Origin of the sequence: Streptomyces sp. AM6-12 (genome assembly GCF_044327085.1) — a bacterium.
Lineage (GTDB): Bacteria > Actinomycetota > Actinomycetes > Streptomycetales > Streptomycetaceae > Streptomyces.
Genome location: NZ_JBIQWN010000001.1, coordinates 3,818,788 through 3,841,750, shown reverse-complemented (window position 1 = coordinate 3,841,750; position 22,963 = coordinate 3,818,788). Strand labels below are relative to the sequence as shown.

The following is a 22,963-nucleotide window of genomic DNA, read 5'->3' as shown; positions in this document are numbered from 1 at the left end:
TGAGCGGCGGGGGGCCGCCGGAGCGGTGGCGGAGACAGGGAGCGGCGGCGGCCACGGGCCGCCTTGATCCAGTAAAGAAACTCTGAACAGCTCCGCTGCGCTGAGCTACTGACCGGACGCGCGGCATGTATAGACCTCGACTGCTCACCCGTTAGCCGGTCGGGACGCCGTACTTGGACCGATAGATCCGTGTTCATGCCGGTCTATTCCCACGATCGCCGAACTTTATCCACAGGCGAGAGCTTGCAGGATGCCATTGCGGGCTTGGTCGGGGCACCCCTGCCATTCCGTGACTATTTCGTGATCTTGGTCGGGGTTGATGGTCGGCGTGCTGGTCGGCGGTGAGCGCTGAACTGATTCCTTCCGAGCGGCTGTCACACCGACGAGGTTTCCGACACCTGTAGCAGATGGGGCCAGAGATCCGCCCCAGCCGCAGAACTGGAGAAGAGGTAGTGACGTGGGCCACAGGAGCATCCAACGGGCGGATTCTTCCCGCCTCGCGGGAGCGCTGCGCCGCACACCACGTAGGTGTCCGGTCTGGCAGATAGACCTAGCAACGGCCGCGATTACGGCTTGCCGAGCAGCACGGGCAAGCCCTGATCCGGCGAAGGATGACCGCTGGGCAAGCCTTCGGGCGAGTCCGCGGCGGCTGGCTGAACAGGACAACGGCACCGCAGTGAACGGGGAGATATGACCGAGCAGATACGCGACTCAGAAAGGGAGCTGATCGCCATTCACAGCCGGGAGGCGGCAGAGGTGGTCGCACTGGTCCGCGAGATGACGGCCACGGTGACGAGGCTCGGCCGTGAAGCGACGCAGATGCGGCAGGAGGTCGCTCGGCTCAGGAGTGTGGCGATCAGGAAGGCGGCGGTTGCTGGGCCTTCTTCAGGGCCTCGACTTCCCGACGCAGTTCCTGGTGCTCCGCGCTGAGTGCTCGGATCTCGTCGCGTAGGTCGGCCAGCAGTTTGATGAGGGTAGACCCGGTGGATTCGCTGCCGGGCTCCCTCTCCTCGACCTCTTCGTCCGGCCCTTCCTTGTCCTTCTTGGCCAGGTACCAGGCGGGCGGGTTGTAGTCGATGGTGAACTCGCCTGTACCGTCGGCAACGTCGGCGACGAAGCTGCCGCGGCCATGGATGGTGTAGATCAGCCCTTCGTCCCGCAGCACGTTCAGCGCGCTTCGTGCGGTCATGTTGGCTACACCGAACCGCTCCTGCAGCTCACGGACGGACGGCATCTGCTCGCCCGGCTTGAAGCGGCCTTGCTTGATGTCACGCCGGAGCTCGTCGGCTGCGTGTTGATACGGCGGCCGGCGATCCTGCTTCTTCTCTGGCGCGGGACTCATATCCCAAGGGTAGCGACTCCTAGCTCCCCTAGCACACCCCGCTGACATAGCTGAACTGTGTCATCCTGCACCTAGCTCACCCTTGTGACTTGACAGTGCTAGGTGAGCGAGGTTCTATAGGTCACGCCTCGCCGCCCGGCGGAGCGCTTACCGAAAGGACACAACACCCATGCCTCGTATCCGTGTTGGCCTGCTCCCGTCCGCGTCGTTCATGGTCGGCAACCTGCCGGTGCCGAAGTACGCGGACGCCGAGAAGACCCAGTTCGCGACCGATCGTGAGACCGGCGCGAAGCTGTTCACGGTCACCCTCTTCTTCATGGAGGAGGACCGCGCCGAGGCCCTGAAGATCACGGTTCCGGAGACCGGTCTCCCCAACGGCCTCAAGCCGGGAGTGCCGGTCACACCGGTGGAACTGTTCGCCACTCCGTGGGCCCGGATCTTCAACGGGTCACTGGCGGACGGCATCGCCTACCGCGCGGACCGCCTGAACCTGGTCGGCGGCTCGGCTTCGGCCGCTGAGGCGGCTTGAGCGGTTCTGCGTTCCGGTCCGGCGTCGAGTGCGGCTACCCACTGCCTCTCGCCGGGCCGGATGCCCGGCTCAGTGACTCCCCCATCAACTCGGTGGCGGCCGTGCTCGTCGGCTACGGCTTTCCCCGCCTCGCCAACCCGGATCGGGCAGCGCTCGAAACGGCCCTCGCGGCATTCCTCTACAACTCTCAGGAGAGCAAGACATGAAGGACAACGGCCTGACCGGAGGGGTCTTCGGCTACATCCCTCTGGTCGTCTGCGTGGCTCTGGGGGTATTGGTCGGCTGGTCGGTGTGGTGGGTGGTGCGCTACCTGCGGGCCGATGCCATGACGCGGCAGTCCATCCGGCAGGCCGTGCGGGTGCGGCGGACGTGGAAGCGGCTCGCGCAGATGCTGAAGCTGTGCGCCACGGACAGGATGCCGACCCCGTTGGCCTCGCTGGCGAACACGGACGGCAAGCCCGTCAAGCCTCGCATCCTGGTCCCCGCGCTGAAGGTCACGCATGACGCATTCGGGGTGATCGCTCGGGCGACCTGTCTGCCGGGCGTCGGCCTGGCCGAGTACCAGAAGGCAACCCCGTACCTGGCGGATGCCTGGCGTATGACCCGAGTGTCCGCTCTGCCGGGGGACAAGCCCGGACAGGTCATGCTGCGCGGGGTGCGCGTGGACCCGCTGATCACGCCGACCGTTCACGTGCCCACCGGCCGCCCGCCCGAGGAGTACGCGACGTGGGACCTGGGGGTGGACGAGTTCGGCATGCCCGTCCTCGTGCCCCTCAAGGAAGTGCCCGGAGTGGCTGTCGGCGGTCTGCCAGGCTTTGGGAAGACCTCATGTGTGAACCGGCTGGTCTGTGACTGGGCGCCTTCGCCGGCCATGCAGTTCGTCTTCTTCGACGGGAAGGTGTCCCACGCCCACGAGGGCGACTACGCCGATCTCGTACAGCGGGCGTCCGCGTTCTGCGGGGATGACTTGGAGGAAGCGAACAAGCTCCTCAAGGAGCTGGTGGAGCTGCGCCGTGCCCGCTCCGCGAGCATCCGCAAGGTGCTGGGCAGGAAGAACATGTGGCACGTCGGTCCGTCGGCTGACTGGCCCTTGATCGTCATAGTTATCGACGAGGCTCACACCTACTTCCGTGACCACAAGGGCTCCGACCCTGCCACGAAGCGGCTGGCGGCGTTCGCGGCGGAGAATGCCCGGCTCACGGAGGACCTGGTGAAGAAGGGCCGCTCGGTCGGCTTCCTGACCCTGCTCACCACGCAGAAGACCACCGGGGACGCCATCCCCACCTTCATCCGCGATGTCTGCCCGGTCGGTCTGTCCTTCGCGCAGAAGACTGCTGACGCTGCCGTGGCCGCGCTCGGCGACGACATCCGCGAGTGGCCCGACGCGAGCCCGGTCCTCCTCCAGGACCCCGCGTATGTCGGTGTCGCGGTCATGTCCCAGCACGGCCGCCCCGGCTTCATCCGCATCCGCACTCCCTATGTCGCCGATGAGGACGCCGCCCGTGTCGCCGAAGCCACTGCCCATCTGGTGCGCCACCCGGCCCGGCTCCTGGAGGACCTGACAGGACGGACGGTCGTGGACCTCACAAAGGAAGACCCGGACGACGACAGCTCCACGCCACTGGCGGCCTGACATGCGCCGATTCATGAGGGTCTACATCCGGCACATGCGTAAGGCGATCACCGCCCAGGACTTCGACTTGGCCGAACGGATCGGGATCGCCGCCTACCGCATCGCCAACGCCAACGAACGTCGGGTCCTGGAGACCTACCTCGGCCCGAACGTCGCCCGCCTGGCCGGCCTCGCCCCCAGGCCGTGACCGCCCCCGCCGAGTCCCATCGACACCACGAGAGGAGGTGAAATCCCAATGTCTGAGGACCGGATCACCCAGCGCACCGTGACCGTGGTCATGGGCATCATCGCCACCCTGGCGTTCGTCTTCTCCTTCGGCAATGTCTGGTCCCTGGCCCTGCGCCTCGGCGTCCCCGCCCCCATCGCGCCCCTGATCGCCCCCATGGTCGACCTGTCCGTGGTCGGTCTTTTGGTCGCCCTGCGCTACCTCTCCTTGCGCGGTGTCCCGTCAGAGCAGATGAAGGCGGCTACTCGCCTCATGCACGTCTCCGGGCTGCTAACCCTGGCCCTCAACATCGCCGAGCCCATCGCCGCCCAGCACTACGGCCGCGCCGCCGTCGACGCGGTGGCCCCGGTGCTGCTCCTCGGCTGGGGAGCGGTCGGCCCGCAACTCCTGCGCTCCTTCCACACGGTCACCACCGACGCAGCCGCCCCGGCCCCGGCCGTCGAGACCGAACCGACCCACGAGCCCGCCCCAGACTCGGCGACCGAGACGGAACCCGCCCGAGAACACGCCGCGGCCCCCATTGCGCCGGAACCCGCGCCGATGCCCGCCTCACCCGTCACGCCGGAACCCGCACCGGTCACCACGCCCAGCGCCCCGGCCCCCGCCGTGCCTGCGCCTACGGTCAAGGTCCCTGAGCCGCTGCTCGCCGAAGCACGCTCCATCGCCGCGTCCCACCACGCCGAGCACGGCGAACCCATCACAGCGGCCCAGCTCAAGAGGCGACTCGGCATCGGCCTGCCCATGGCCACCGTCCTCCACGCCGCCCTGTAGCGCCGCACCCTCCGCCGGCCTTCCCGGCACCCCTCCACCTCGCCCGTCCATGGGCCCAACCCGTCATGCCTGCGGGCAGCAGCCCGAGCGCACTGTTCGCTGCTGCCCGCAGGCACCACCTTCGCGCCGGAAAGGAGACCCCGCCACTCATGCGCCGCCCCCTCGACCTGCGGCACGTCGTCAGCCCCGGTCTGCGGGACCTGATCGAACTGGCCAACACCCACGACTTCGACCGCGTACAGCAGCAAGTCCGCGACCTACGCGGCTGCACCAGCCCCGTCAACCTCCACGGCTTCACCATCACCACCGACACCGCCACCAAGGAAGTGGTCCGCTCCTACCACTCCGAAGACGAACCCACCGGACGCCTGCTGACCACCTGCGGCAACCGCCGCGCCTCCCGCTGCCCCGCCTGCTCCCGCGTCTACGCCGCCGACACCTACCACCTGATCAAGGCCGGACTCTCCGGCGGCAAGAACGTCGCCGAAACCGTCCGCGACCACCCCCGCGCCTTCGTCACCCTCACCGCCCCCTCCTTCGGCCCGGTCCACAACCGCCCCACCACCAACGCAAGACAGCCCCGCCCCTGCGCCTGCGGCGACACTCACGCCGAAGACGCCCCCGAACTCGGCACCCCACTGAACCCGGCCACCTACGACTACGCCGGCGCCGTGCTCTGGAACGCACACGCCGGGCAGCTGTGGGCCCGCTTCACCACCTATCTGCGCCGCGCCCTGGCCGAACACCTCGGCATGACGCAGAAGGCACTGAACTCCGCCCTGCGCGTCTCCTTCGCCAAGGTCGCCGAGTACCAAAAGCGCGGCCTGGTCCACTTCCACGCCGTGATCCGCTTCGACGGACCCGACGGCCACACCACCGAGCCCCCTGCCTGGGCCACCTTCGACGCCTTGAGCAGCGCCGTGGGCTTGGCCGTCGAGCGCGCCCGGCTCACCATCGAATCCGACTCCATCGGCGAACGCGTCATCGCCTGGGGGCGCCGGTACAAAGTCGACCCCATCACCGCCCTGGGCGACGGCGAACTCACCGACGCGAGGGTCTCCGAGTACACAGACGCCAAGGTCGCCGGATACATCGCCAAGTACGCGACCAAGAACGCTGAAGGTGCGGGGACCGTGGACCGCACGTTGATGTGCCGCCCGTGCGCCGGTCGCGGCTACGTACCCGGCCCCTCTCGCCTCCCAAACCGGTGCGTCGACTGCCACGGCACCGGACAAGCCGAACCCATCAAGGACCTGCCCGTCCAGCAGCACGTGCGGCAGATGATCCGTACCGCCTGGGCCCTCGGCCACCTGCCGGAGTTCGCCGAACTCAAACTCTGGAAGTGGGCTCACATGCTCGGCTTCCGCGGCCACTTCTCCAGCAAATCCCGCGCCTACTCCACCACCCTCGGCGCCCTCCGCGACGTACGCCGCGCCTGGCGCCTCGCTCAGGCCGAAGCCGCCCGCGAACGCGCCGGTCTCCCCGCCACCGACGAGACCACCCTCGTCACCGCCTCCTTCTGGACCTACCTCAGCAGTGGCTACCGCCCCGGCGAAGAACTCCTCGCCGCCCAGGTCCGACACGACATCGCCCGCACCCAACGCCTCAAGCAGGAAGGACTTGTGCCCGCATGACGACGGCCGTGCTCACCGTGGACCAGGTCGCGGAACGTCTCGGCATCAGCCGCTGGAAGGTCCACGACCTGATCCGCTCCCGCGAACTCGCCTCCTTCAAGATCGGCCGCTGCCGCCGCATCAGCGAGGCCGCCTTGGACGCCTACGTATCCCTTCGCACTGAACAGGAAGCCGCCTGATGGCCAAGCCGAAGAAGAACGCCAACAACGAGGGCACCATCTACCAGCGGAAAGACGGCCGTTGGGAAGGCAGTGCCTACGTTCTGACGACGGACGGCACCTACAAGCGGCGCAGTGTCTACGGCAAGACCTGGGAAGAGGCACACGAGAAGCTGACCAAGCTCAAGGCCGACTCCCTCAACGGGTTGCCGGTCGCCACCAGCAAGATGACCATCGGCGAGTACCTGACGTACTGGCTGGTGAACGTCGCCCAGGGCAAGGTGCGCAGGACGACGTACGTCAACTACGAATCGCTCCTCCGCAACTACGTGACGCCCGAGTTCAGCAGGAAGAAGCTGGCCCGGCTCACCGCCCGCGACATCCGCGCCTTCCTGGCCAAGACGGCGGCCACCTGCCAGTGCTGTGCGCAGGGCAAGGACAAGAAGCGGCCGGAGCACAAGCGGCGCTGCTGCGCCCTCGGCAGGTGCTGCAAGAAGCTCCCCTCTGATCGGACCGTGCGCTTCCTGCTCGTGATCCTGCGGGCTGCCCTCCAGCACGCCGTACGGGAAGACGAGCTGCCGCGCAACGTCGCCCGGAACGTTGAGCTGAGCATGGGAACGAAGCGCGAGATCGAACCGCTCACTGCCAAGGAAGGGCGTCAGCTCCTGGCGGCGGCCCGTGACAACCGACTGTGGGCCGTCTACGAGCTGGCGGTCCGTGTCGGCCTGCGTCGGGGTGAGCTGCTGGGGCTGCGCTGGTCGGACGTGGATCTTCATGAAGGCGTCCTCACCGTCCGGCAAGCCCTACAGCGGGTCGGCGGCGAACTGCTGATCGTCGCGCCGAAGACTCAGCGCTCCGCCCGCCGTGTCGCCCTGCCGGCCGAGTGCGTGACCGCGCTCCGCGCCCAGCGCGCCCAGCAGATAGCGGACCGGAAGGCCGCCGGTACCAACTGGAAGGGGACGGGTCAGGGCCTCGTCTTCACCACGAAGAACGGGACCCCCATCGAGCCGCGCAACCTGAATCGGTCCTTCGAGGCCCTGTCCGCCCGCGCCGACGTGCGCAGGGTCCGCTTCCACGACCTGCGCCACACCTGTGCGTCCCTGCTCCACGAACAGGGCGCCGACGCCCGAATGATCATGGAAGTCCTGGGCCACAGCTCCATCCGCGTGACCATGGACATCTACACGTTCGTACGGCTCGACTCCCAGCGCTCCGCCTTCGACCGCGTCGGGGATGCACTGAGGGGTGACGGCAACGATCCGGGTGATGACGACGGCACGGCGGGCATCCCGGTAGCCGTCTGATCGACCCCACTTCCGCCCGCTGAGGCGGTTGCCGTCAAACATCGCCGTCAAGACAAAAGCCAGAGGCCCCGTGGATCACTCCACGGGGCCTCTGAACTGCTGTGCACTCGGCAGGATTCGAACCTGCAACCTTCTGATCCGTAGTCAGATGCTCTATCCGTTAAGCTACGAGTGCTTGTTCTTTTGTTCTTGTCTCCGTTTCCGTTCCTTTCGGCCCGTCCCGGCGACAGGAAGAACATTACATGACTGCCGCCGTCATGTGAAATCCGTTCCCCGCGACCCCTCTGACCTGCGGAAACGCCTAAGAGGGGGAACGACGAAGCCCCGGTCCAGGGGACTGGGGCTTCGGTTGGGGCGGAGGCGGAGGGATTTGAACCCTCGATGGGCTTTAAGGCCCAAACCGCATTAGCAGTGCGGCGCCATAGACCGGACTAGGCGACGCCTCCAGCACAACCGCTCACGCGAGCGCGCGAGTGGTGCGTGCAGATGATGACACAGCCGCAGGGCCCGTCACCAATCGAGCCCCACGGTACTAGGCAGGCGGGCCGCAGGGCAAAGGGCTTCTTCGACGGGGTGGCGTTTCCCGGGGAAAGGTGGCGCAACGTCCGCCGAGGTCGGGCGTTGAGGAGGGCATGGGTTCTCTTCTGTCGAGTCTGCCGGGTCTGCCGGGTCTGCCGGGTGTCGTGGAGCGCGTCCGCCGCGGCGGGCTCGCCGCCACCGCCGCGAACAGCGCCGTCACCGCCACCACCGCCGCCATGACCACCGTCACCGCCGCCGTCGCCATCGCCTCCGCCGCCGTACCGCTGGGCGCCGGGCCCGCCGCCGCCCTCGGGCAGGGGCGCGGCGGGGATCACCTCACCGTCGTCGTACGGCATGCCGGGGCCGGGCGGGACGGGACGTACGAGCTGTTCTGTCATCCCGCCGGCGGCCATCACCCGGACGCGGAGGGTGCCTGTCGGCAGCTTGACGCGCAGACGCAGTGGGGGCGGGACCTCTTCGCGCCGGTGCCCCCCGGAACCATCTGCTCCATGATCTCCGGCGGCCCCGCCACCGCGCGGGTCACCGGCCGCTGGGCGGGGCGGCCCGTCGACGCGTCGTACGACCGGAACAACGGGTGCGAGATCGACCGGTGGAACAAGATGGTGCCGCTGCTGCCGAAGATCGGATAAAGCCGGGTCAGAGGTCCGGTCGTCACCGCATCGGCGTCACTTCCCCGTGGGACCTCCCTCTCATCCGACGCCCCCGGCACAACACGTGCGCATAGACTCCCTCGCGTGACACGTCGCGGGCCGGTTGGCAAGATGGCCGGAGCGGTCGGCAAGGTGCGGTAACAGGGAGGAAGCGTCTCGTGAGCAGCAGGCCATCCCGAGGCGCTGCTCGCCTCGCAGCCATACTCGACGCTCTGCCGGACGCGTTGGTCCTGGTCAACGCCAACGGCACCGTCGTCAACGCCAACACCATCGCGCTGGAAGCCTTCGAGGCGCCCGGCACCGCGCTCGTCGGGCGCGGGCTGCTCGATCTGCTGCCCGAGTTCGACTCGCGGCTCATCCCGGGCTCCATGCGGCGCCCCGGCCAGCGGGACCCGCAGGGCAGGACCAAGCCGGCCCGGATGGTCGCCCGGCGCACCGACGGGCACGAGTTCCCGGTCGAGGTCACCAGCGCGAACCTGGAGAACGGGCAGCAGGCGTACGACGGTTACGGCTACACGGGCGACGAGCTGCTGATGATCGTCGTCCGGGACCTGTCCGGGACCGTCGACACCGAGGCCGAGCTGGCCCGCTCGCAGCGGCAGACCGAGATGATCCTGCGCGCCGCGTCCGAGGGCGTCGTCGGCACCGACACCGACGGGCGGATCGTGCTCGTCAACCCGGCCGCCGCGCAGATCCTGGGCTACCGGGCGGGCGAGCTGGGCGGCAAGGAGCTGCACAACCTCGTCCTGCACTCGCGCGCGGACGGCTCCCCCTTCCCGTACGCCGAGTCGCCGCTCGCCGACACCCTGCGCTCCGGGCGCAAGCACCGGGTGCGCGGGCAGGTGCTGTGGGCCAAGGGCGACCACCAGGTGCCGGTCGACCTGACCACCGCGCCGGTGCGCGACGGGGACCAGCTCGTCGGCGCCGTGATGACCTTCACCGACCGGCGGCCCTTCGACTCCCTGGTGGACGAGAAGGCCACGCTGGAGCAGGCGCACGCCGAGCAGCTGGAGAAACTCTCCGAGGAGCACGCCGCCGACCTCACCGCGCTGCGCCAGCGGCACGCCACCGAGGTCGGGGAGCTGCGCGAGGAGTACGAGAGGGAGCTGGCCGGGCTGCGCGAGCAGCACGCGGAGGAGCTGGCGGCGGGCGAGGAGCGGTACGCCGCGCTGGGCGAGCGGGAGAAGGACCGGTACGAGGCGCTGGCCGGGCGGCACGAGCAGTTGCTCACCCTGCTCGGGCGGTCGCTGCGCGGCCCCCTGGACGAGCTGCGCCGCGAGCTGGCCGCGCTGGCCGCCGACGACGCCGGGCAGCTGTGGCCCGAGGCCAACCAGGTGCTGCACCACCTGTCCGCCGGGTACTCCCGGATCACCACCCTCATCGACAACGTCCTCGCCTACCAGCGGATCGACACGGGCAGCGAGGACATCACCCGGACGAAGGTGATGCTGGACGCCGTCGTCGCCGCCGGTGTGGACGGCGCGGTGGAGCTGATCGGCCCCGGCCGGGTGCAGTTCGCGGTGCACGCGCCGCCCATCGAGGCCGAGGTCGACCCGCAGCGGCTCGCCACCGCGCTCGCCCACCTGGTGGCGGACGTCGCGGGCGTCGACGCGACCGGCAACGCGCCCGTCTCCACGGGCGGTTACCTCGACAACACCGTGGTCGTCGCGGCCGCCCAGCGCGGCTCGGTCGCCCGGATCGAGGTGCGCGGGCCGTACGCCGGCGGCGATCCGGTGCACGAGCCGATCGTGCGCGGGATCGTGCGCGCCCACGGCGGGGTGCTCCAGACGCACGAGGTGCCGGGCATGAGCGGCAACGCGTACGTCCTGGAGGTGCCGCTCGGCGGTGGCGCGGGCGCCATCACGGCACCGCCCGCCCAGGCGGAGCCCGCCGAGACCGCGGACGAGACCTTCGACGGCGGGCGGCGGGCCCGGCGGGGCTCCACGGACGCCTTCCTCGACGCCGATCTGACCGGTTCGGGCACGCCGTCCGGTGACGGCCCCGCGCCCACCGGACGCCGTCGCAGGCGCGCGGCAGGACCCGCCGACGAGACGACCGAGGTTCCGGCCGAGGCCACGCAGGGTGGCTCCAGTGGTACCGGACGGCGCCGCGGACGGCCCGCCGAGCTGGACCCCGCCCGCGCCGACGCCGGTACCGACGGGGTGAGCGAGGGTGCCGTGGTGACCGCGGCCGAGCATGCCGCGGGGGCCGCCGCGTCCGGTACGGGACTCGGGGGCACCGTGCCGCCGGGGGGCGTGCCCGCGCCCGCCGGGCACGCCCGGCCCGGTGCCGAGCCGGTCCCCCAGGCCGCGCTGCCGGTGGGCCGGGGCGAGAACGCCCAGGGCGCGCCGGGCGCCGAAGGTGCCGCCGAGGAGGGGCAGCCCACCGGGCGGCGGCGCCGTGCCCTGGCCGCCGCGGCCGAGCGGGCCGCCGCGCAGGAGACGGGCGAGCGTACGGTCTTCGCCCTGCCGCCCGCCGCGGCCGACCGCGGCCCGCAGGCGGCGGAAGCCGTGGCGCCGGGGGCCGGGCCGGTTCCGATGCCGCCGGCCGGTGCGGGCGTGCCCGGTGCGGGCGTGCCCAGTGCGGGCGTGCCCGGTGCTGAGGGGCGGCACGACGCCGTACCGCTGGGCCAGGCCGATGATCACACTCCGCCGCAGCCGCATCCGACGACCGCGCCGACCGGCCGGCGCCGCCGCGCGGTGGCACCTCCCGCACAGGTAGCCGCCCGGGCCGCGGAGTCCGGTACGGCCTCGGCGGCTCCGGCCCCGACCGCTCCCGCGCACCCCGCTCCCGCGCAGGGGACGAACGGCCAGGGCATCCCCCTCCAGGCCGGACCCGCGATCACCGTGCCGGCTCCCGCCCAAGCGGCCCACCCGGTGGTCCCGGCACAGGGCGGCCTCCCCGGAACGGCCTTTCCGGCACAGGCTCAGGGCGCGAACGGGCAGGGCATCCCCCTCCAGACCGGGCCCGCGGTCACCGTGCCCGCGTCGGCTCCGATGACCCTGGGCACCCCGGCCGCCGCTCCTGCTGCCGCTACCGCTCCGGGCGTGCCCCAGGTCGCCCCGCCGACCGCCGGTCGGCCCGCGCCCGCGCAGCCCGTCGTACCGGCCCCGCAGCCGCCCGCGGCCCAGCCCGCCGCCCCGGACGCCGGCACCCCCGCCGCGCAGCCCCTGCCGCTGCCCGCCGAGGCCACCGCACCGGGGCCCGCGCCGGCCACCCCGGCCCCCGGCACCCCCGTACAACCGCCCCAGCCGACTCGACCGGCCCAGCCGCCGGCGCCCGGCACCGCCGTACCCCCGCAGGCCGCGACCCCGGCCGCCGGGACCCCCGTACCGCCGCAGGCGACGCCCGCGGCCGGCACTCCGCTGCCCGCCGCTCAGCCGCGGCGGGCCGCCCAGCCGTTGCCGCTGCCCGCCGAGGCCACCGGGGGCGGCCCCGCGGACGACCCCGACTCCACCCAGGGCCGGGCCATCAGCGTGCGCACGCTCGGGCAGGGCGTGCCGTTCGTACGGCAGGCCGGGCAGGCGACGCCGCCGCCGCACGCGCCGGGTGGCTCAGGGCGGCGGCGCAAGCTGGGCACGCCGCCCGATCCAGCCACGCGGCAGGAGCCGTCGGCCGAGGCCGCGCCCGCGCAGACGTCGTCGCTGCCCGGCGCGTCGCGGCTCGCGCCGGGGACCGAGGGCGGCGGACGGTCGTACGCCATCGGCGCGCCGGACGCCGACGCGGCCGAGGGTCCCGAGCCGCTGGACGGTCCCGGCGGTGCCGTCGAGGTGGCCGACCCCCCGCGGCCGCAGCCGATGGACGACGAGCTGCCGCCGGAGCCGCTGGACAACCCGCGCCGGCTGCTGGTGTGGCCCGCGCCGGACGTGACCACACAGGCGGCGCTGAGCGAGCGCGGCTACCGGCCGGTGGTCGTGCACTCGCGCGAGGAGGTCGACGCGCAGATCGCGGCCTTCCCCGCCGCGCTGTTCGTGGACCCGCTGACCGGCCCGATCACCCGCACCGCCCTCCAGTCGCTGCGCCAGGCCGCCGTCGCCGCCGAGGTGCCGGTGCTGGTCACGGCCGGGCTCGGGCAGGCGACGCGCGAGGCGGCGTACGGCGCCGACCCCGCCGTCCTGCTGAAGGCGCTCGCCCCGCGCGACAGCGAGCAGCATCCGCCGCGGGTGCTGCTGATCGAGGAGCACGAGGAGATCGGGCTGGCCCTGACCGCGACGCTGGAGCGGCGCGGGATGCAGGTGGCGCGGGCCGCGAGCGACAGCGACGCGGTGGCGCTGGCGGGCCGGTTCCGGCCGAACCTCGTGGTGATGGACCTGATGCAGGTGCACCGGCGGCGGGCCGGGATCGTGGACTGGCTGCGCGCGAACGGGCAGCTCAACCGCACCCCGCTGGTCGTCTACACGGCCGCCGTCGAGCACGCGGACCTGCCCAGGCTGGCCTCGGGCGAGACGGTGCTGTTCCTCGCGGAGCGGTCCACCAGCACCGAGGTGCAGTCCCGGATCGTGGACCTGCTGTCCCGGATCGGCACCAACTAGCCGAGGTGGGCAGGCACGTGGAAGGGGCCGGGCGATTGCCCGGCCCCTTCGCGTGGCTCACAGCCGGGTGACGTCCAGGGCGCCCTCCGCGTACCGCCTGCGCAGCATCTTCTTGTCGAACTTGCCCACGCTCGTCTTCGGCAGCGACTCCACGATCGTCCAGCGCTCGGGCAGCTGCCAGCGGGCGATGTGGGCCTCCTCGGCGAGGAAGGCGCGCAGGGTCTGGAAGTCGGCGCCCGCGCCCTCCCGCAGGACGACCGTGGCCAGCGGGCGCTCGCCCCACTTCTCGTCCGGTACGGCGACCACCGCGGCCTCGGCGACGTCCGGGTGGGACATCAGCGCGTTCTCCAGCTCCACGGAGGAGATCCACTCGCCGCCGGACTTGATGACGTCCTTGGCGCGGTCGGTGAGGGTGAGGAAGCCGTCGGGGGAGATGACGCCGACGTCGCCGGTCTTCAGCCAGCCGTCCTCGCTGAACTTGTCGGCGGGGCGCAGGGGTTCGGCGTCGGGGCCGTTGTAGTAGGCGCCCGCGATCCAGGGACCGCGCACCTCCAGCTCGCCGGCCGACGCGCCGTCCCAGGGCAGCCGTTCGCCGTCGGGGCCGGTGAGGCGGGCCTGGACGGAGGCCGGGAAGCGGCCCTGGGTGAGGCGGTAGCCGAACTCCTCGTCCGTGCCGAGGGCACCGGCCGGCGGGCGGGCCACGGTGCCGAGCGGGGAGGTCTCCGTCATGCCCCAGGCGTGCACGACGGTCATGCCCAGCTCGTCGAAGGCCCGCATCAGGCCGGCCGGGCAGGCCGCGCCGCCGATGGTGACATGGGTGAGGGTGGAGACGTCACGGGGGCGGGCGAGCAGTTCCGCCAGCAGGCCCTGCCAGATGGTGGGCACGGCCGCCGCGTGGGTCGGCCGCTCCCGCTCGATCATCTCGGCGAGCGGCGCGGGCTGCACGAAGCGGTCCGGCATCAGCATGTTGACGCCGGTCAGGAAGGTGGCGTGCGGCAGGCCCCAGGCGTTGACGTGGAACTGGGGCACGACGACGAGCGTGGTGTCCCTGTCCGCCAGACCCATCGACTGCGTGGTCTGCGCCTGCATGGAGTGCAGGTAGACCGAACGGTGGCTGTAGACCACGCCCTTGGGGTCGCCGGTGGTGCCGGAGGTGTAGCACATGGCGGCCGCCTGGCGTTCGTCCAGCTCGGGCCAGTCGTAGTGGGTCGGCCGGTCCGCGATCAGGTCCTCGTACTCGTGCACCTGGACGGCGGCGCCGGCCAGCGGGGCGCGGTCGCCGGGGCCGGTGACCACGAGGTGCTGGACGGTCGTCAGCCGCGGCAGCAGCGGGGCGATCATGGGGATCAGGGAGCCGTTGACGATGATCACGTGGTCGGCGGCGTGGTTGATGATCCACGCCAACTGCTCGGCGGGCAGCCGCAGGTTGAGGGTGTGCAGCACCGCACCCATGGAGGGGACCGCGAAGTACGCCTCGACGTGCTCGGCGTTGTTCCACATCAGGGTGGCCACGCGCTGGTCGCCGGTGACCCCGAGGGTGTCGCGCAGGGCGTGGGCCAGCTGGGCGGAGCGGGCGCCGACCTCGGCGAAGGAACGCCGCCGCGGCTCGGGCTCACCGGTCCAGGTGGTCACCTGCGAGGTCCCGTGGACCGTCGACCCGTGGGTCAGGATCCTGGAGATCAGCAGCGGTACGTCCTGCATGGTGCTCAGCACGGAGTCCTCCCGGCGACGGTGCCTACGCGGTAGTAGGGGGGTGTGCGCTGATTCTGCGCACATACCGTGCGGTATGTCACTAGGTGGAATGTCACTGGCGCCCGGAAGCGGAAGACCGCCGCGTCCCTGGACGGCCGGCCCCGGCTGCAAGCTCGTCTGGAGGCGGCTACCGCGCCAGGCCCAGCTCCGGGTCCTCCCGCAGCTTCCCGAGCGCCCGCGACACCGCCGACTTCACCGTGCCCACCGAGACGCCCAGCACCTCCGCGGTCTGGGCCTCGCTGAGATCCTCGTAGTACCGCAGGACGACCATGGCCCGCTGCCGGGTGGGCAGTTTCATGACGGCCCGCCACATCGCGTCGTGCAGCGCCTGCCGCTCGGCAGGGTCGTCGTCGGACAGCGGCTCCGGCTCGGGCAGCTCGTCGCAGGCGAACTCGTCCACCCGGCGCTTGCGCCACTGCGAGGTCCGCGTGTTCAGCAGGGCGCGGCGCACATAGCCGTCGAGCGCCCGCTGGTTCTCGATCCGCTCCCAGGCGGCGTAGGTCTTGGCCAGCGCGGTCTGCAACAGGTCCTCGGCGTCGCAGGGGTTCGCGGTCAGCGAGCGCGCAGCGCGCAGCAGGACGGGTCGGCGGGCCCGCACGTACGACGTGAACGACGGGTACGGAGCGGCCGCTGCCGAGGCGCTGGTGCAGACGGGTGTGGTCATGCCTCCACGCTATGAGCGGGCCGCGCGTGCGGGGATCGGCCGCAGGTGCCGAAGCGGGGTCCCCCTCAGGTTGTACGGGTGGGGACGGCACCACCTCCTGAAGGTGGAGCAGGGGTACGCCGGCCCCCTGGGGTCCTACCCGGAGGGGACCGTCCACCCACGGCCAGGACGAGGCCCGATGCCGGCACCCTGGTGCCGTCGGTCGCCGGGGGCCGAGCCGCCCCCGACGCCTGGTTCACATCGGCGCCGTCCCTCTCGCAGTCGGTGGCGAGGGCCGAGGTGCGGACCAGGGCGCCGAGGAGGCGTGGCAGCTCGCCGTAGAAGCCGGAGCGACCGGAGGCCGAGGTCCCGGCCGACCGACGGTGACGGCGGCGGGAAAAATCCCCTCGTCCGCCCTGAGCCGTGCCTGCGTGCCGGCCCCGTCTCCGCGACCGGCGTCGAGCGGCGGTGGCCCGGGAGGGTGCGGACGAAGCGGCCCGCCGCCGGGGTGCGACCAGGGCCTTTCTTCCGGATCAGGTCGGCTCGGCTCGGCAAGATCCGGAAGACAGGCCCTGGGTCAGCTGTGGGAGCCTCGGGATTCCCGGAAGGCGTGCACGCTGGTGATCGTGGCTGTCAGCCAGAGCAACGCCGAGCTGATTGCAATCGCTGTGTCGGCGCCGGCTGCCATGGTCGCGGCAATGTAAACGACCGCTCCGACGACGACGCCGGTGACAATGGAGGTCACGTCACGCCACGGTTGCACTGCCGACGTCCGCCCGGCGAACAGTCGGATCACGACCGAGACGAGGACGGCGCAACAGGCGCTGTACAGAATCCACATGGTCAGCAACCCCAGGTTTACTTGCAGTAGCCGCCGGAGTATTCACCCGGCACGAAGAGACCGGCGGCGAACTTGATCTTGATGCAGCGCTTGTTCGCCTTGGCGCTCAGCGCCACCTTGGTAATGGCCGCGGCGTGCATGGTGACGTAGGCGTTGAGCCCGGGCGGCAGGGCCCAACTGCCCATCGCCACAAGGGCTCCGTTGTTCGCGATCTTCTTCGTCTCGGCCTTGTTGAAGTAGCCGGTGCCGGTGACGATGCCCCAGGTGAACTTGGGATCTGCCACGACCGGGAACGCCGTCTCGTCGTCGACCCGCACCGTCTGCACGATGCTGGTGCCGTCCAGTCGGTAACCGGTGGGCACCGGCCGTCCGTTGGCGTCCTTCGCCCAGGGAGCCTCGATCGTACCGAGCGTGAGGTGCACGCCTTCGGCGGTCTCCTTGGTGATCTCGAAGCCCTCTTCACCGTCCCCGCTGATCTCGGCGCCCGGCGGGAGCTCGAGCCCGAAGCGCTGTTCCTCCGGCGCCTTTGCGTCCTTCAGCGTGACCAGCGCCCGCGCGCCGCCATCGGTGGTCGGCTGGACCGCCACGTCGGTGGAGGAGGCGGCATCGGGGTAGACGACGGTGCCGGCACCCGCCTTCACCCCCTCGGCCCCCTTGGCGCCGGGCAGCGTGAGCGCTAGGGAGCCGGCCGCCTCGCTGGTGGCGGTGACGCTGCCGGTCGCCCGCGCCGGCGTGCTGACGGTCACCAGACCGCGCTCGGTGCGGGTCTCGGCCTTCGCCGGAGTGCCGGGCGCGGGTGTGGAGTTGGCGATGTCGACCGTTCCGGTTGCCTTCTCCACGACCGTCACCGCCCGGTCGGCGGTGTCCCCGGTCCGAGTGGCGGCGCCGGCCGGTACGGCGGTGGCGAGAAGGGCCGCTCCCGCGGTGGCGGATATCGCGGCGATGGCGAACCGAGTTGTCCGACGGCGAGTTGTGCTGTTCCGCACGCCTCGTCTCCTGTCGACGTAGTGCAATCGGGCGCGGCCGAACGAGAATTCCCCCTCCGCACCCTTTGGTCAAGATCAAGTAAAGCATAGCCCGCATTTGTCCCATGCGAGGGAAGTCGCGGTCCTGGCCCAGGAGTTCCGCAACGCGGTCATGACGACGACCACAGGCGCCGTCCGGCCGGAGACGCCGCCCACCTCGATGTGGCGGACGCGCAGTACGCCGGACTCACTGGAGCGGTTCACATCCAGCCGCAGGCCGTCACTGGTGTCCGGCCGGCCCGGCGGCTGCCAGGGCAGGAGCAGGGACACGGAGTCGCCGACCGACCCGGGTACGTTCTCGGCAGCGGCGCCGGTCGATCCGTCGCCGGAGTCAGCGCCGCCGAAGTCGCACTGTCGACTTCCACGTGACGCATGGCCGGTGCGGAGTCGCTGGGATGCGGATGTGGCCCGGCAGCGGCGGGCGAGATCCGCAGGATCTCACGCATGCGAGTGATTTCTCGGCGGTATGGCCTGTGATCTGCCAAGAAAATGGGAGTCATGGTTTCGACGCTGATGTCTACACGGGCTCCTGCCATGCCGTCCGAGAATGAAGGGAACCATGGAATCATCTATTAACTACGCCGCCCCCTGGGAGGAAGAAGAAGGGGAGCCGGATGAGGTACTCGAAGAACCTATGAGTATGCGGGAGACGACGCCGAGCAAGGTGGAAGCGCTAGGTCTCCAGAAAGAACTCAACAAGGTGGGCCTCACCTGCGAGCAGACGTCTGAGAGAACGCTGCATCGCTATATCGACGAGATCAGGGGGCAGCTTCCCACTGGTGGCACAGCAGAGGTCTTCTGCATCGCGGAGCGAGTTCCCGCGGGATCCGTTGCACCGGCGGCTGCCGCATCCTTCATCGACGAAGTGTCGAGCTACAGCCTTGAGGGTGGCACCATCGATTCGGAGTCGATCTCCGGACATGACGGCCTGGACAGCTTCCTCGATTTCATTCTGGAGGATAATCCGGGAGGACAGCAGTTCGTCAGTCAGCTCGCAGGAGTGAACTACGGGGATCGAGACTTTGCTCAGCAATTCGCCGAGAACAATCCTGAGGGCGTGTATTTCCTCGCCACGTTGGCCGAGCAGAACATTGTGCCTACCGCTTCTGGTACCTGGGCAGTGGACGACCAGGCAGGACGGAAGACCACGAGCGATCTCGCAGAACTCGTGGTCGCCAAGCGCTGGGAGGCCCTGAATCAGAAAAAGCCGAAGAGCGACAGGACTTCCTGCAAGAAGGGCGAACAGCCGGACAGGCGCTGGGGACAGACCGGATACAGGAAAGAGTCCTACAAACTTAAGGGGACGAGCGCCGAGGCCATCAAGAAGGAGTACAGAGAATTCGGGAGCAATCTCTCGGCCGCCATTGTCGAAGGGATCTCCAAGGAGGGGATCGAGGCAACCCTGACCAACCAGATCAGCCCGCTGCAGGACGAGAGTTTCGAGAGCAATGACTACGACACGAGAAGAGAGGGTGTCGATCGGGAAGTTCTCGTCTGTCTGGTCAGGAACCCGAGCAGAAAAACGAACCAAGGCGTGGGAGTCCTGTCCGTCACGTGGCGACTCCAGATCAAAAACTACAAAAGCAAGAAGAGTGCTACGCGGCACGACGCCTCTCTCGACTTCACTATCAGGTCGATTCTGTACCCGACTGTCTACAACAGCAGCGGTCCGGAAAAGAACACGACAACGGTCTACGACCAGACCCAGGACGACAAGAAGCTCTGCCCGATCACCAGCTAACCCAGGAGCCGCCGTGACACTCCAGAGAAATCCCACAGAAAGTGAAATGGAAGGCGAGCCGGACGAGATCGAAGAGTTCACCATCTTCGATGATCTCCCGTACGCCGGGAAGAATACGTTCGACAAGTCGGTCAGCATCATGTCTTCGACGAACGAGCGCCGCGCTGTCGTGTTCTACGCGCCGGACCTGAAAAGCCTTTGCTGCATCGACAACAGTGCAAGTGAGGCCGAGGCGACATACACCAAGTCCGTCACTGAAGGATTCACCCACAGCGAATCATTGACGGTCTCCGCACAATACACGATCGAAGGATCGTTCGAAATCGCCAAGGCTTCGAAGACGTTCGGGTTCAGTTTCACTTTCAGTGCGGAGACGAGCAAGTCGACAACCGAGAGTATTTCGTTCACGGTGCCCGCGGGAAAGAAAGCCTTTCTCTACCAAGGCTTCTTCAGGACTAAGATCCTGAAGCACTCCCCTGCCATCGGTGAGTACTCGTGGGTCGAGGGCAGCGAAGGACTCTACCTCTGCAGCGGAACAAAGACCACAACAAAGCCGCTGATCGGTCCGGCAACGCTCGTCTGAACCTGATATGTCGCTACTCCACACACGTCAGAAGGGGCCCCCTCGCGAGGGGGCCCCTTCTGACGCTTATGACCTCTGCGGAGGCGGTGGGATTTGAACCCACGGTGACATCGCTGCCACGACGGTTTTCAAGACCGTTCCCTTAGGCCGCTCGGGCACACCTCCCCGCGCCGCCCACCTGGGGCGGAGCGGGATACAGCGTACCGGCACGGGAGCGGTCGCGGGGGCGTTGGGGACAACGGCCCCGGTGGGAGGGGGTGGTCAGCTGTCGCCGACGCGGGCGCCGAGGGTCAGCTCGACCGTGTGCTCCTGCCCGCCGCGCTTGTAGGTGATCGTCACCTTGTCGCCGGGCTTGTGGGTCCAGATCTCGCCGATCAGGGTGGGACCGCTGTCGATCACCGAGTCGTCGAGCTTGGTGATCACGTCGCCGGGCTTGAGGCCCGCCTTGGCCGCCGGGCCGTCCGCCTCGACCGCGGCGGCGCCGTTCGCGCCCTGGTCGGTGATCTTCGCGCCGTCCGAGGAGTCCTCCAGGGAGACGGACGCGCCGATCTTGGCGTACACCGGCTTGCCGGTCTTGATCAGCTGCTGGGCGACGTACTTGGCCTGGTTGATCGGGATGGCGAAGCCGAGGCCGATCGAACCGGACTGACCCCCGGAACCGAAACCGCCGCCGCTGCCCGAGGACTGGATCGCCGAGTTGATGCCGATCACCGCACCGGAGGCGTCCAGCAGCGGGCCGCCGGAGTTGCCCGGATTGATGGACGCGTCGGTCTGGAGCGCGCTCATGTACGACGCCTTGCTGGTGGCGCTGCCGTCACTGGAGGCCACCGGACGGTTCTTGGCGCTGATGATGCCGGTCGTCACCGTGTTCGACAGGCCGAAGGGAGCGCCGATGGCGATCGTCTCGTCGCCGACGGCCACCTTGTCGGAGTCGCCGAGCGGCAGCGGGTTGAGGTCGGAGGGCGGGTTCTTGAGCTTGATGACCGCCACGTCGTAGCCCTGCGCGTGGCCGACGACCTCGGCGTCGTACTTCCGGCCGTCCGGGAACGTGGCGGTCAGCTTGCCGCCGTCGAGGGCGTCCGCCACCACGTGGTTGTTGGTGATGATGTGGCCCTGCTTGTCGAAGACGAAGCCGGTGCCGGTGCCGCCGTCGCCGTTCGAGCCCTCGGCCTCGATGGTGACGGTGCTGGGCAGCGCCTTGGCCGCCACGTTGGCGATGGTGCCGGGGGCGCGCTTGACCTGCGCCGCGCCGTTGTCGGAGGCGGAGACGGTGGTGGAGCCGCCGTTGTCGTTGTTCCTGGCCAGGGTGTAGCCGAGGCCGCCGCCCAGACCGCCCGCGACCAGCGCGGCCACCAGGACCGCGGCGAGCAGTCCACCGCGTCCGCGCGGCTTGGGGGCGGGCTGCTGGTACGACGCTCCCCAGGCGGCACCGCCACCCGCGCCGTCGGCGTAGGTCGGCGTGCCGGGCGGCGGCGGGGGCGGCCAGGCGCCCTCGGGACCGGCGGCGGGAGGCTGCGGGGCGGTCCCCGGAACCGGCGGCAGGGAGGTGGTCGGCTCGGGACCGCCCGGCGCGGCGGGGTAGCCCTGGCCCCCCTGAGGTGCGTGGTACGGCTGCGGGGGCTGGGCCCCTTGGTGCGGCTGGGGGGCCTGAGGGGCCTGCCCCGCCCGCTGGTCCGCTTGGTGCTCCGGGCCCGCCGGCCCCTCGTTCCCCTCCGGCGAGGTGCCTGCCCGCGGGGACGCGTCGGGAGAGGCCACCGGCACGGGAGGTGCGGACGGGGCCGGGGGTACCGCGTTGCCCTCGTTCTCGGTGCTCACAGCTCTACTCCTCGATCCACGGCTGTTAGTCCTCGGTCGCGCTCGGTCACGTTCGTGCACGCTCGGCGGCGCGTGCGCGCTGGTCGTGGCCTGTCACGATGCGGCTGCGCATGGTCCTGCGTTCACTGTTCCAGTTTGTATGCAGTCAGCTTTTCCCACGGGCCGTCAGAGCACCATAAGCCGTGGCTGTGGGTCGCGGGCCAGCCCTTACAAAGGGCATTCACGGAAAAAGTTACATAAACCGGCCCGTCGCGTGCCACCGCTCGCCGCTCGGGCGCACGAGCGCCCCCACGCATACCCCGCGGTGGTGGCACCATGACGCGGTGACCACCCACGCACGACAGCTCTCCGTCCAGGTCGTCGCCCACCGGGGCGCCTCCGAAGACGCACCGGAACACACCCTGGCCGCCTACCGCAAGGCGATCGAGGACGGCGCGGACGCCCTCGAGTGCGATGTGCGGCTGACCGCCGACGGCCACCTGGTCTGCGTCCACGACCGGCGGGTGAACCGCACCTCCAACGGCCGCGGCGCCGTCTCCGCCCTGGAGCTGGCCGATCTCGCCGCGCTGGACTTCGGCTCGTGGAAGACCGGTGAGTCCTATCGCGGCCGGGTCGAGGAGCCCGACTGGGAGCACCGCCCGGAGGACCGCGAGGAGACCTCCGTCCTCACCCTGGAGCGGCTGCTCGAACTGGTCGCGGACGCCGGGCGGCGCATCGAGCTGGCCATCGAGACCAAGCACCCCACCCGCTGGGCGGGCCAGGTCGAGGAGAAGCTGCTGGGCCTGCTCGGGCGGTTCAATCTGGCGGCGCCCGCCACGGCCGCCGAGTCGCCCGTGCGGATCATGAGTTTTTCGGCACGCTCGCTGCACCGGGTGCACGCGGCCGCGCCGACCCTGCCGACGGTCTACCTGGTGCAGTGGCTCTCGCCCCGGCTGCGCGACGGACGGCTGCCGGCGGGTGTGGGCATCGCGGGGCCCTCGGTGCGCATCGTGCGCAACCACCCCGGATACGTGGAGCGGCTGAAGCGGGCCGGGCACCAGGTGCACGTGTGGACCGTGAACGAGCCCGAGGACGTCGAGCTCTGCCTCGGGCTCGGCGTCGACGCCATCATCACCAACCGGCCGCGCGCGGTGCTGGACCAGCTCGGCCGCTGACCCTGTTTATTGACGCCCTGGTTTACCCCCTTTACCCCCCGGTCGGCCGTCGGCACCGTCACGGGGAGTGCTCCGGCGCGTTCAGATCGT

General features: G+C 70.1%; 18 protein-coding genes and 3 tRNA genes. 12 read left to right on the top strand and 9 right to left on the bottom strand.

Annotated features, from left to right (window positions below):
- Positions 1-856: 856 nt before the first annotated feature.
- Entirely contained in the window at positions 857-1,342 is a 486-nt protein-coding gene (locus ACE4Q9_RS17320; RefSeq protein WP_397985137.1) for a GntR family transcriptional regulator, read from the bottom strand.
- A 169-nt stretch (positions 1,343-1,511) separates the two neighbouring features.
- Here ACE4Q9_RS17320 and ACE4Q9_RS17315 point away from each other — a divergent pair, with 169 nt between their 5' ends.
- The 7 genes from ACE4Q9_RS17315 (at position 1,512) to xerC (ending at position 7,597) form a co-directional block, all read left to right on the top strand.
- Positions 1,512-1,871 carry a hypothetical protein gene (locus ACE4Q9_RS17315; protein WP_397985136.1) on the top strand — a complete coding sequence of 120 codons (360 nt, stop codon included), beginning with the start codon at positions 1,512-1,514 and terminating at the stop codon, positions 1,869-1,871.
- Positions 1,872-2,073: 202 nt separating this feature from the next.
- A complete protein-coding gene (locus tag ACE4Q9_RS17310; protein ID WP_397985135.1) occupies positions 2,074-3,504 on the top strand; it encodes an FtsK/SpoIIIE domain-containing protein in 1,431 nt (476 codons plus the stop codon).
- A 13-nt stretch (positions 3,505-3,517) separates the two neighbouring features.
- Positions 3,518-3,691, top strand: a complete 174-nt coding sequence (locus ACE4Q9_RS17305) for a hypothetical protein (protein WP_397985134.1) — start codon at positions 3,518-3,520, stop codon at positions 3,689-3,691.
- A 48-nt stretch (positions 3,692-3,739) separates the two neighbouring features.
- The gene (locus ACE4Q9_RS17300) at positions 3,740-4,501 is read left to right on the top strand and encodes a DUF2637 domain-containing protein (RefSeq protein WP_397985133.1); all 762 of its coding nucleotides are present in this window, start codon (positions 3,740-3,742) and stop codon (positions 4,499-4,501) included.
- A 149-nt stretch (positions 4,502-4,650) separates the two neighbouring features.
- On the top strand, positions 4,651-6,135 hold the full coding sequence (locus ACE4Q9_RS17295) for a replication initiator (protein ID WP_397985132.1): 1,485 nt from the start codon (positions 4,651-4,653) through the stop codon (positions 6,133-6,135).
- On the top strand, positions 6,132-6,314 hold the full coding sequence (locus tag ACE4Q9_RS17290) for a helix-turn-helix domain-containing protein (protein WP_019324615.1): 183 nt from the start codon (positions 6,132-6,134) through the stop codon (positions 6,312-6,314). Before ACE4Q9_RS17295 ends, ACE4Q9_RS17290 begins: the two co-directional genes overlap by 4 nt.
- The gene (gene xerC, locus ACE4Q9_RS17285; RefSeq protein ID WP_397985131.1) at positions 6,314-7,597 is read left to right on the top strand and encodes a tyrosine recombinase XerC; all 1,284 of its coding nucleotides are present in this window, start codon (positions 6,314-6,316) and stop codon (positions 7,595-7,597) included. Before ACE4Q9_RS17290 ends, xerC begins: the two co-directional genes overlap by 1 nt.
- 102 nt (positions 7,598-7,699) lie before the next feature.
- Here the strand turns inward: xerC and ACE4Q9_RS17280 are convergent.
- A tRNA-Arg gene (locus ACE4Q9_RS17280) sits at positions 7,700-7,772 on the bottom strand.
- Between the two features lie 180 nt (positions 7,773-7,952).
- Positions 7,953-8,043 (bottom strand) — tRNA-Ser (locus ACE4Q9_RS17275).
- A gap of 309 nt (positions 8,044-8,352) precedes the next feature.
- Between ACE4Q9_RS17275 and ACE4Q9_RS17270 the strand changes: the two genes are divergently transcribed.
- Positions 8,353-8,766, top strand: a complete 414-nt coding sequence (locus ACE4Q9_RS17270) for an SSI family serine proteinase inhibitor (RefSeq protein ID WP_397987245.1) — start codon at positions 8,353-8,355, stop codon at positions 8,764-8,766.
- A gap of 179 nt (positions 8,767-8,945) precedes the next feature.
- Positions 8,946-13,319: a PAS domain-containing protein gene (locus ACE4Q9_RS17265; RefSeq protein WP_397985130.1), complete on the top strand. Its 4,374-nt coding sequence runs from the start codon at positions 8,946-8,948 to the stop codon at positions 13,317-13,319.
- 57 nt (positions 13,320-13,376) lie between these two features.
- Here ACE4Q9_RS17265 and ACE4Q9_RS17260 read toward each other — a convergent pair whose 3' ends face one another.
- From ACE4Q9_RS17260 to ACE4Q9_RS17245, 4 genes are all read right to left on the bottom strand, one after another.
- Positions 13,377-15,032, bottom strand: a complete 1,656-nt coding sequence (locus ACE4Q9_RS17260; RefSeq protein WP_397985129.1) for a long-chain fatty acid--CoA ligase — start codon at positions 15,030-15,032, stop codon at positions 13,377-13,379.
- A gap of 166 nt (positions 15,033-15,198) precedes the next feature.
- Positions 15,199-15,735, bottom strand: coding sequence for a SigE family RNA polymerase sigma factor (locus ACE4Q9_RS17255; RefSeq protein WP_397985128.1), 537 nt, complete (start codon positions 15,733-15,735; stop codon positions 15,199-15,201).
- Between the two features lie 556 nt (positions 15,736-16,291).
- Positions 16,292-16,555, bottom strand: a complete 264-nt coding sequence (locus tag ACE4Q9_RS17250; RefSeq protein WP_397985127.1) for a hypothetical protein — start codon at positions 16,553-16,555, stop codon at positions 16,292-16,294.
- A gap of 17 nt (positions 16,556-16,572) precedes the next feature.
- On the bottom strand, positions 16,573-17,541 hold the full coding sequence (locus ACE4Q9_RS17245; RefSeq protein WP_397985126.1) for a hypothetical protein: 969 nt from the start codon (positions 17,539-17,541) through the stop codon (positions 16,573-16,575).
- 586 nt (positions 17,542-18,127) lie between these two features.
- Here ACE4Q9_RS17245 and ACE4Q9_RS17240 point away from each other — a divergent pair.
- Together ACE4Q9_RS17240 and ACE4Q9_RS17235 are read left to right on the top strand one after the other, a co-directional pair.
- On the top strand, positions 18,128-19,321 hold the full coding sequence (locus ACE4Q9_RS17240) for a lectin (RefSeq protein ID WP_397985125.1): 1,194 nt from the start codon (positions 18,128-18,130) through the stop codon (positions 19,319-19,321).
- Between the two features lie 13 nt (positions 19,322-19,334).
- The gene (locus ACE4Q9_RS17235) at positions 19,335-19,904 is read left to right on the top strand and encodes a hypothetical protein (protein ID WP_397985124.1); all 570 of its coding nucleotides are present in this window, start codon (positions 19,335-19,337) and stop codon (positions 19,902-19,904) included.
- Between the two features lie 78 nt (positions 19,905-19,982).
- Here ACE4Q9_RS17235 and ACE4Q9_RS17230 read toward each other — a convergent pair.
- Together ACE4Q9_RS17230 and ACE4Q9_RS17225 are read right to left on the bottom strand one after the other, a co-directional pair.
- Positions 19,983-20,069 (bottom strand) — tRNA-Ser (locus ACE4Q9_RS17230).
- Between the two features lie 96 nt (positions 20,070-20,165).
- On the bottom strand, positions 20,166-21,719 hold the full coding sequence (locus ACE4Q9_RS17225) for a trypsin-like peptidase domain-containing protein (protein ID WP_397985123.1): 1,554 nt from the start codon (positions 21,717-21,719) through the stop codon (positions 20,166-20,168).
- Positions 21,720-22,042: 323 nt separating this feature from the next.
- Here ACE4Q9_RS17225 and ACE4Q9_RS17220 point away from each other — a divergent pair, with 323 nt between their 5' ends.
- Positions 22,043-22,873 (top strand): glycerophosphodiester phosphodiesterase, encoded by an 831-nt coding sequence (locus ACE4Q9_RS17220; RefSeq protein ID WP_397985122.1) that lies wholly within the window; start codon positions 22,043-22,045, stop codon positions 22,871-22,873.
- Positions 22,874-22,963 lie beyond the last annotated feature (90 nt).

Excerpts from the sequence above, each read along its gene's own strand:
- ACE4Q9_RS17300 (WP_397985133.1), top strand. The coding sequence starts at position 3,740 with ATGTCTGAGGACCGGATCACCCAGCGCACCGTGACCGTGGTCATGGGC.
- ACE4Q9_RS17295 (WP_397985132.1), top strand. The coding sequence starts at position 4,651 with ATGCGCCGCCCCCTCGACCTGCGGCACGTCGTCAGCCCCGGTCTGCGG.
- ACE4Q9_RS17315 (WP_397985136.1), top strand. The coding sequence starts at position 1,512 with ATGCCTCGTATCCGTGTTGGCCTGCTCCCGTCCGCGTCGTTCATGGTC.
- ACE4Q9_RS17270 (WP_397987245.1), top strand. The coding sequence starts at position 8,353 with ATGACCACCGTCACCGCCGCCGTCGCCATCGCCTCCGCCGCCGTACCG.
- ACE4Q9_RS17310 (WP_397985135.1), top strand. The coding sequence starts at position 2,074 with ATGAAGGACAACGGCCTGACCGGAGGGGTCTTCGGCTACATCCCTCTG.
- ACE4Q9_RS17250 (WP_397985127.1), bottom strand. The coding sequence starts at position 16,555 with ATGTGGATTCTGTACAGCGCCTGTTGCGCCGTCCTCGTCTCGGTCGTG.
- ACE4Q9_RS17255 (WP_397985128.1), bottom strand. The coding sequence starts at position 15,735 with ATGACCACACCCGTCTGCACCAGCGCCTCGGCAGCGGCCGCTCCGTAC.
- xerC (WP_397985131.1), top strand. The coding sequence starts at position 6,314 with ATGGCCAAGCCGAAGAAGAACGCCAACAACGAGGGCACCATCTACCAG.
- ACE4Q9_RS17240 (WP_397985125.1), top strand. The coding sequence starts at position 18,128 with ATGAAGGGAACCATGGAATCATCTATTAACTACGCCGCCCCCTGGGAG.
- ACE4Q9_RS17305 (WP_397985134.1), top strand. The coding sequence starts at position 3,518 with ATGAGGGTCTACATCCGGCACATGCGTAAGGCGATCACCGCCCAGGAC.
- ACE4Q9_RS17290 (WP_019324615.1), top strand. The coding sequence starts at position 6,132 with ATGACGACGGCCGTGCTCACCGTGGACCAGGTCGCGGAACGTCTCGGC.
- ACE4Q9_RS17320 (WP_397985137.1), bottom strand. The coding sequence starts at position 1,342 with ATGAGTCCCGCGCCAGAGAAGAAGCAGGATCGCCGGCCGCCGTATCAA.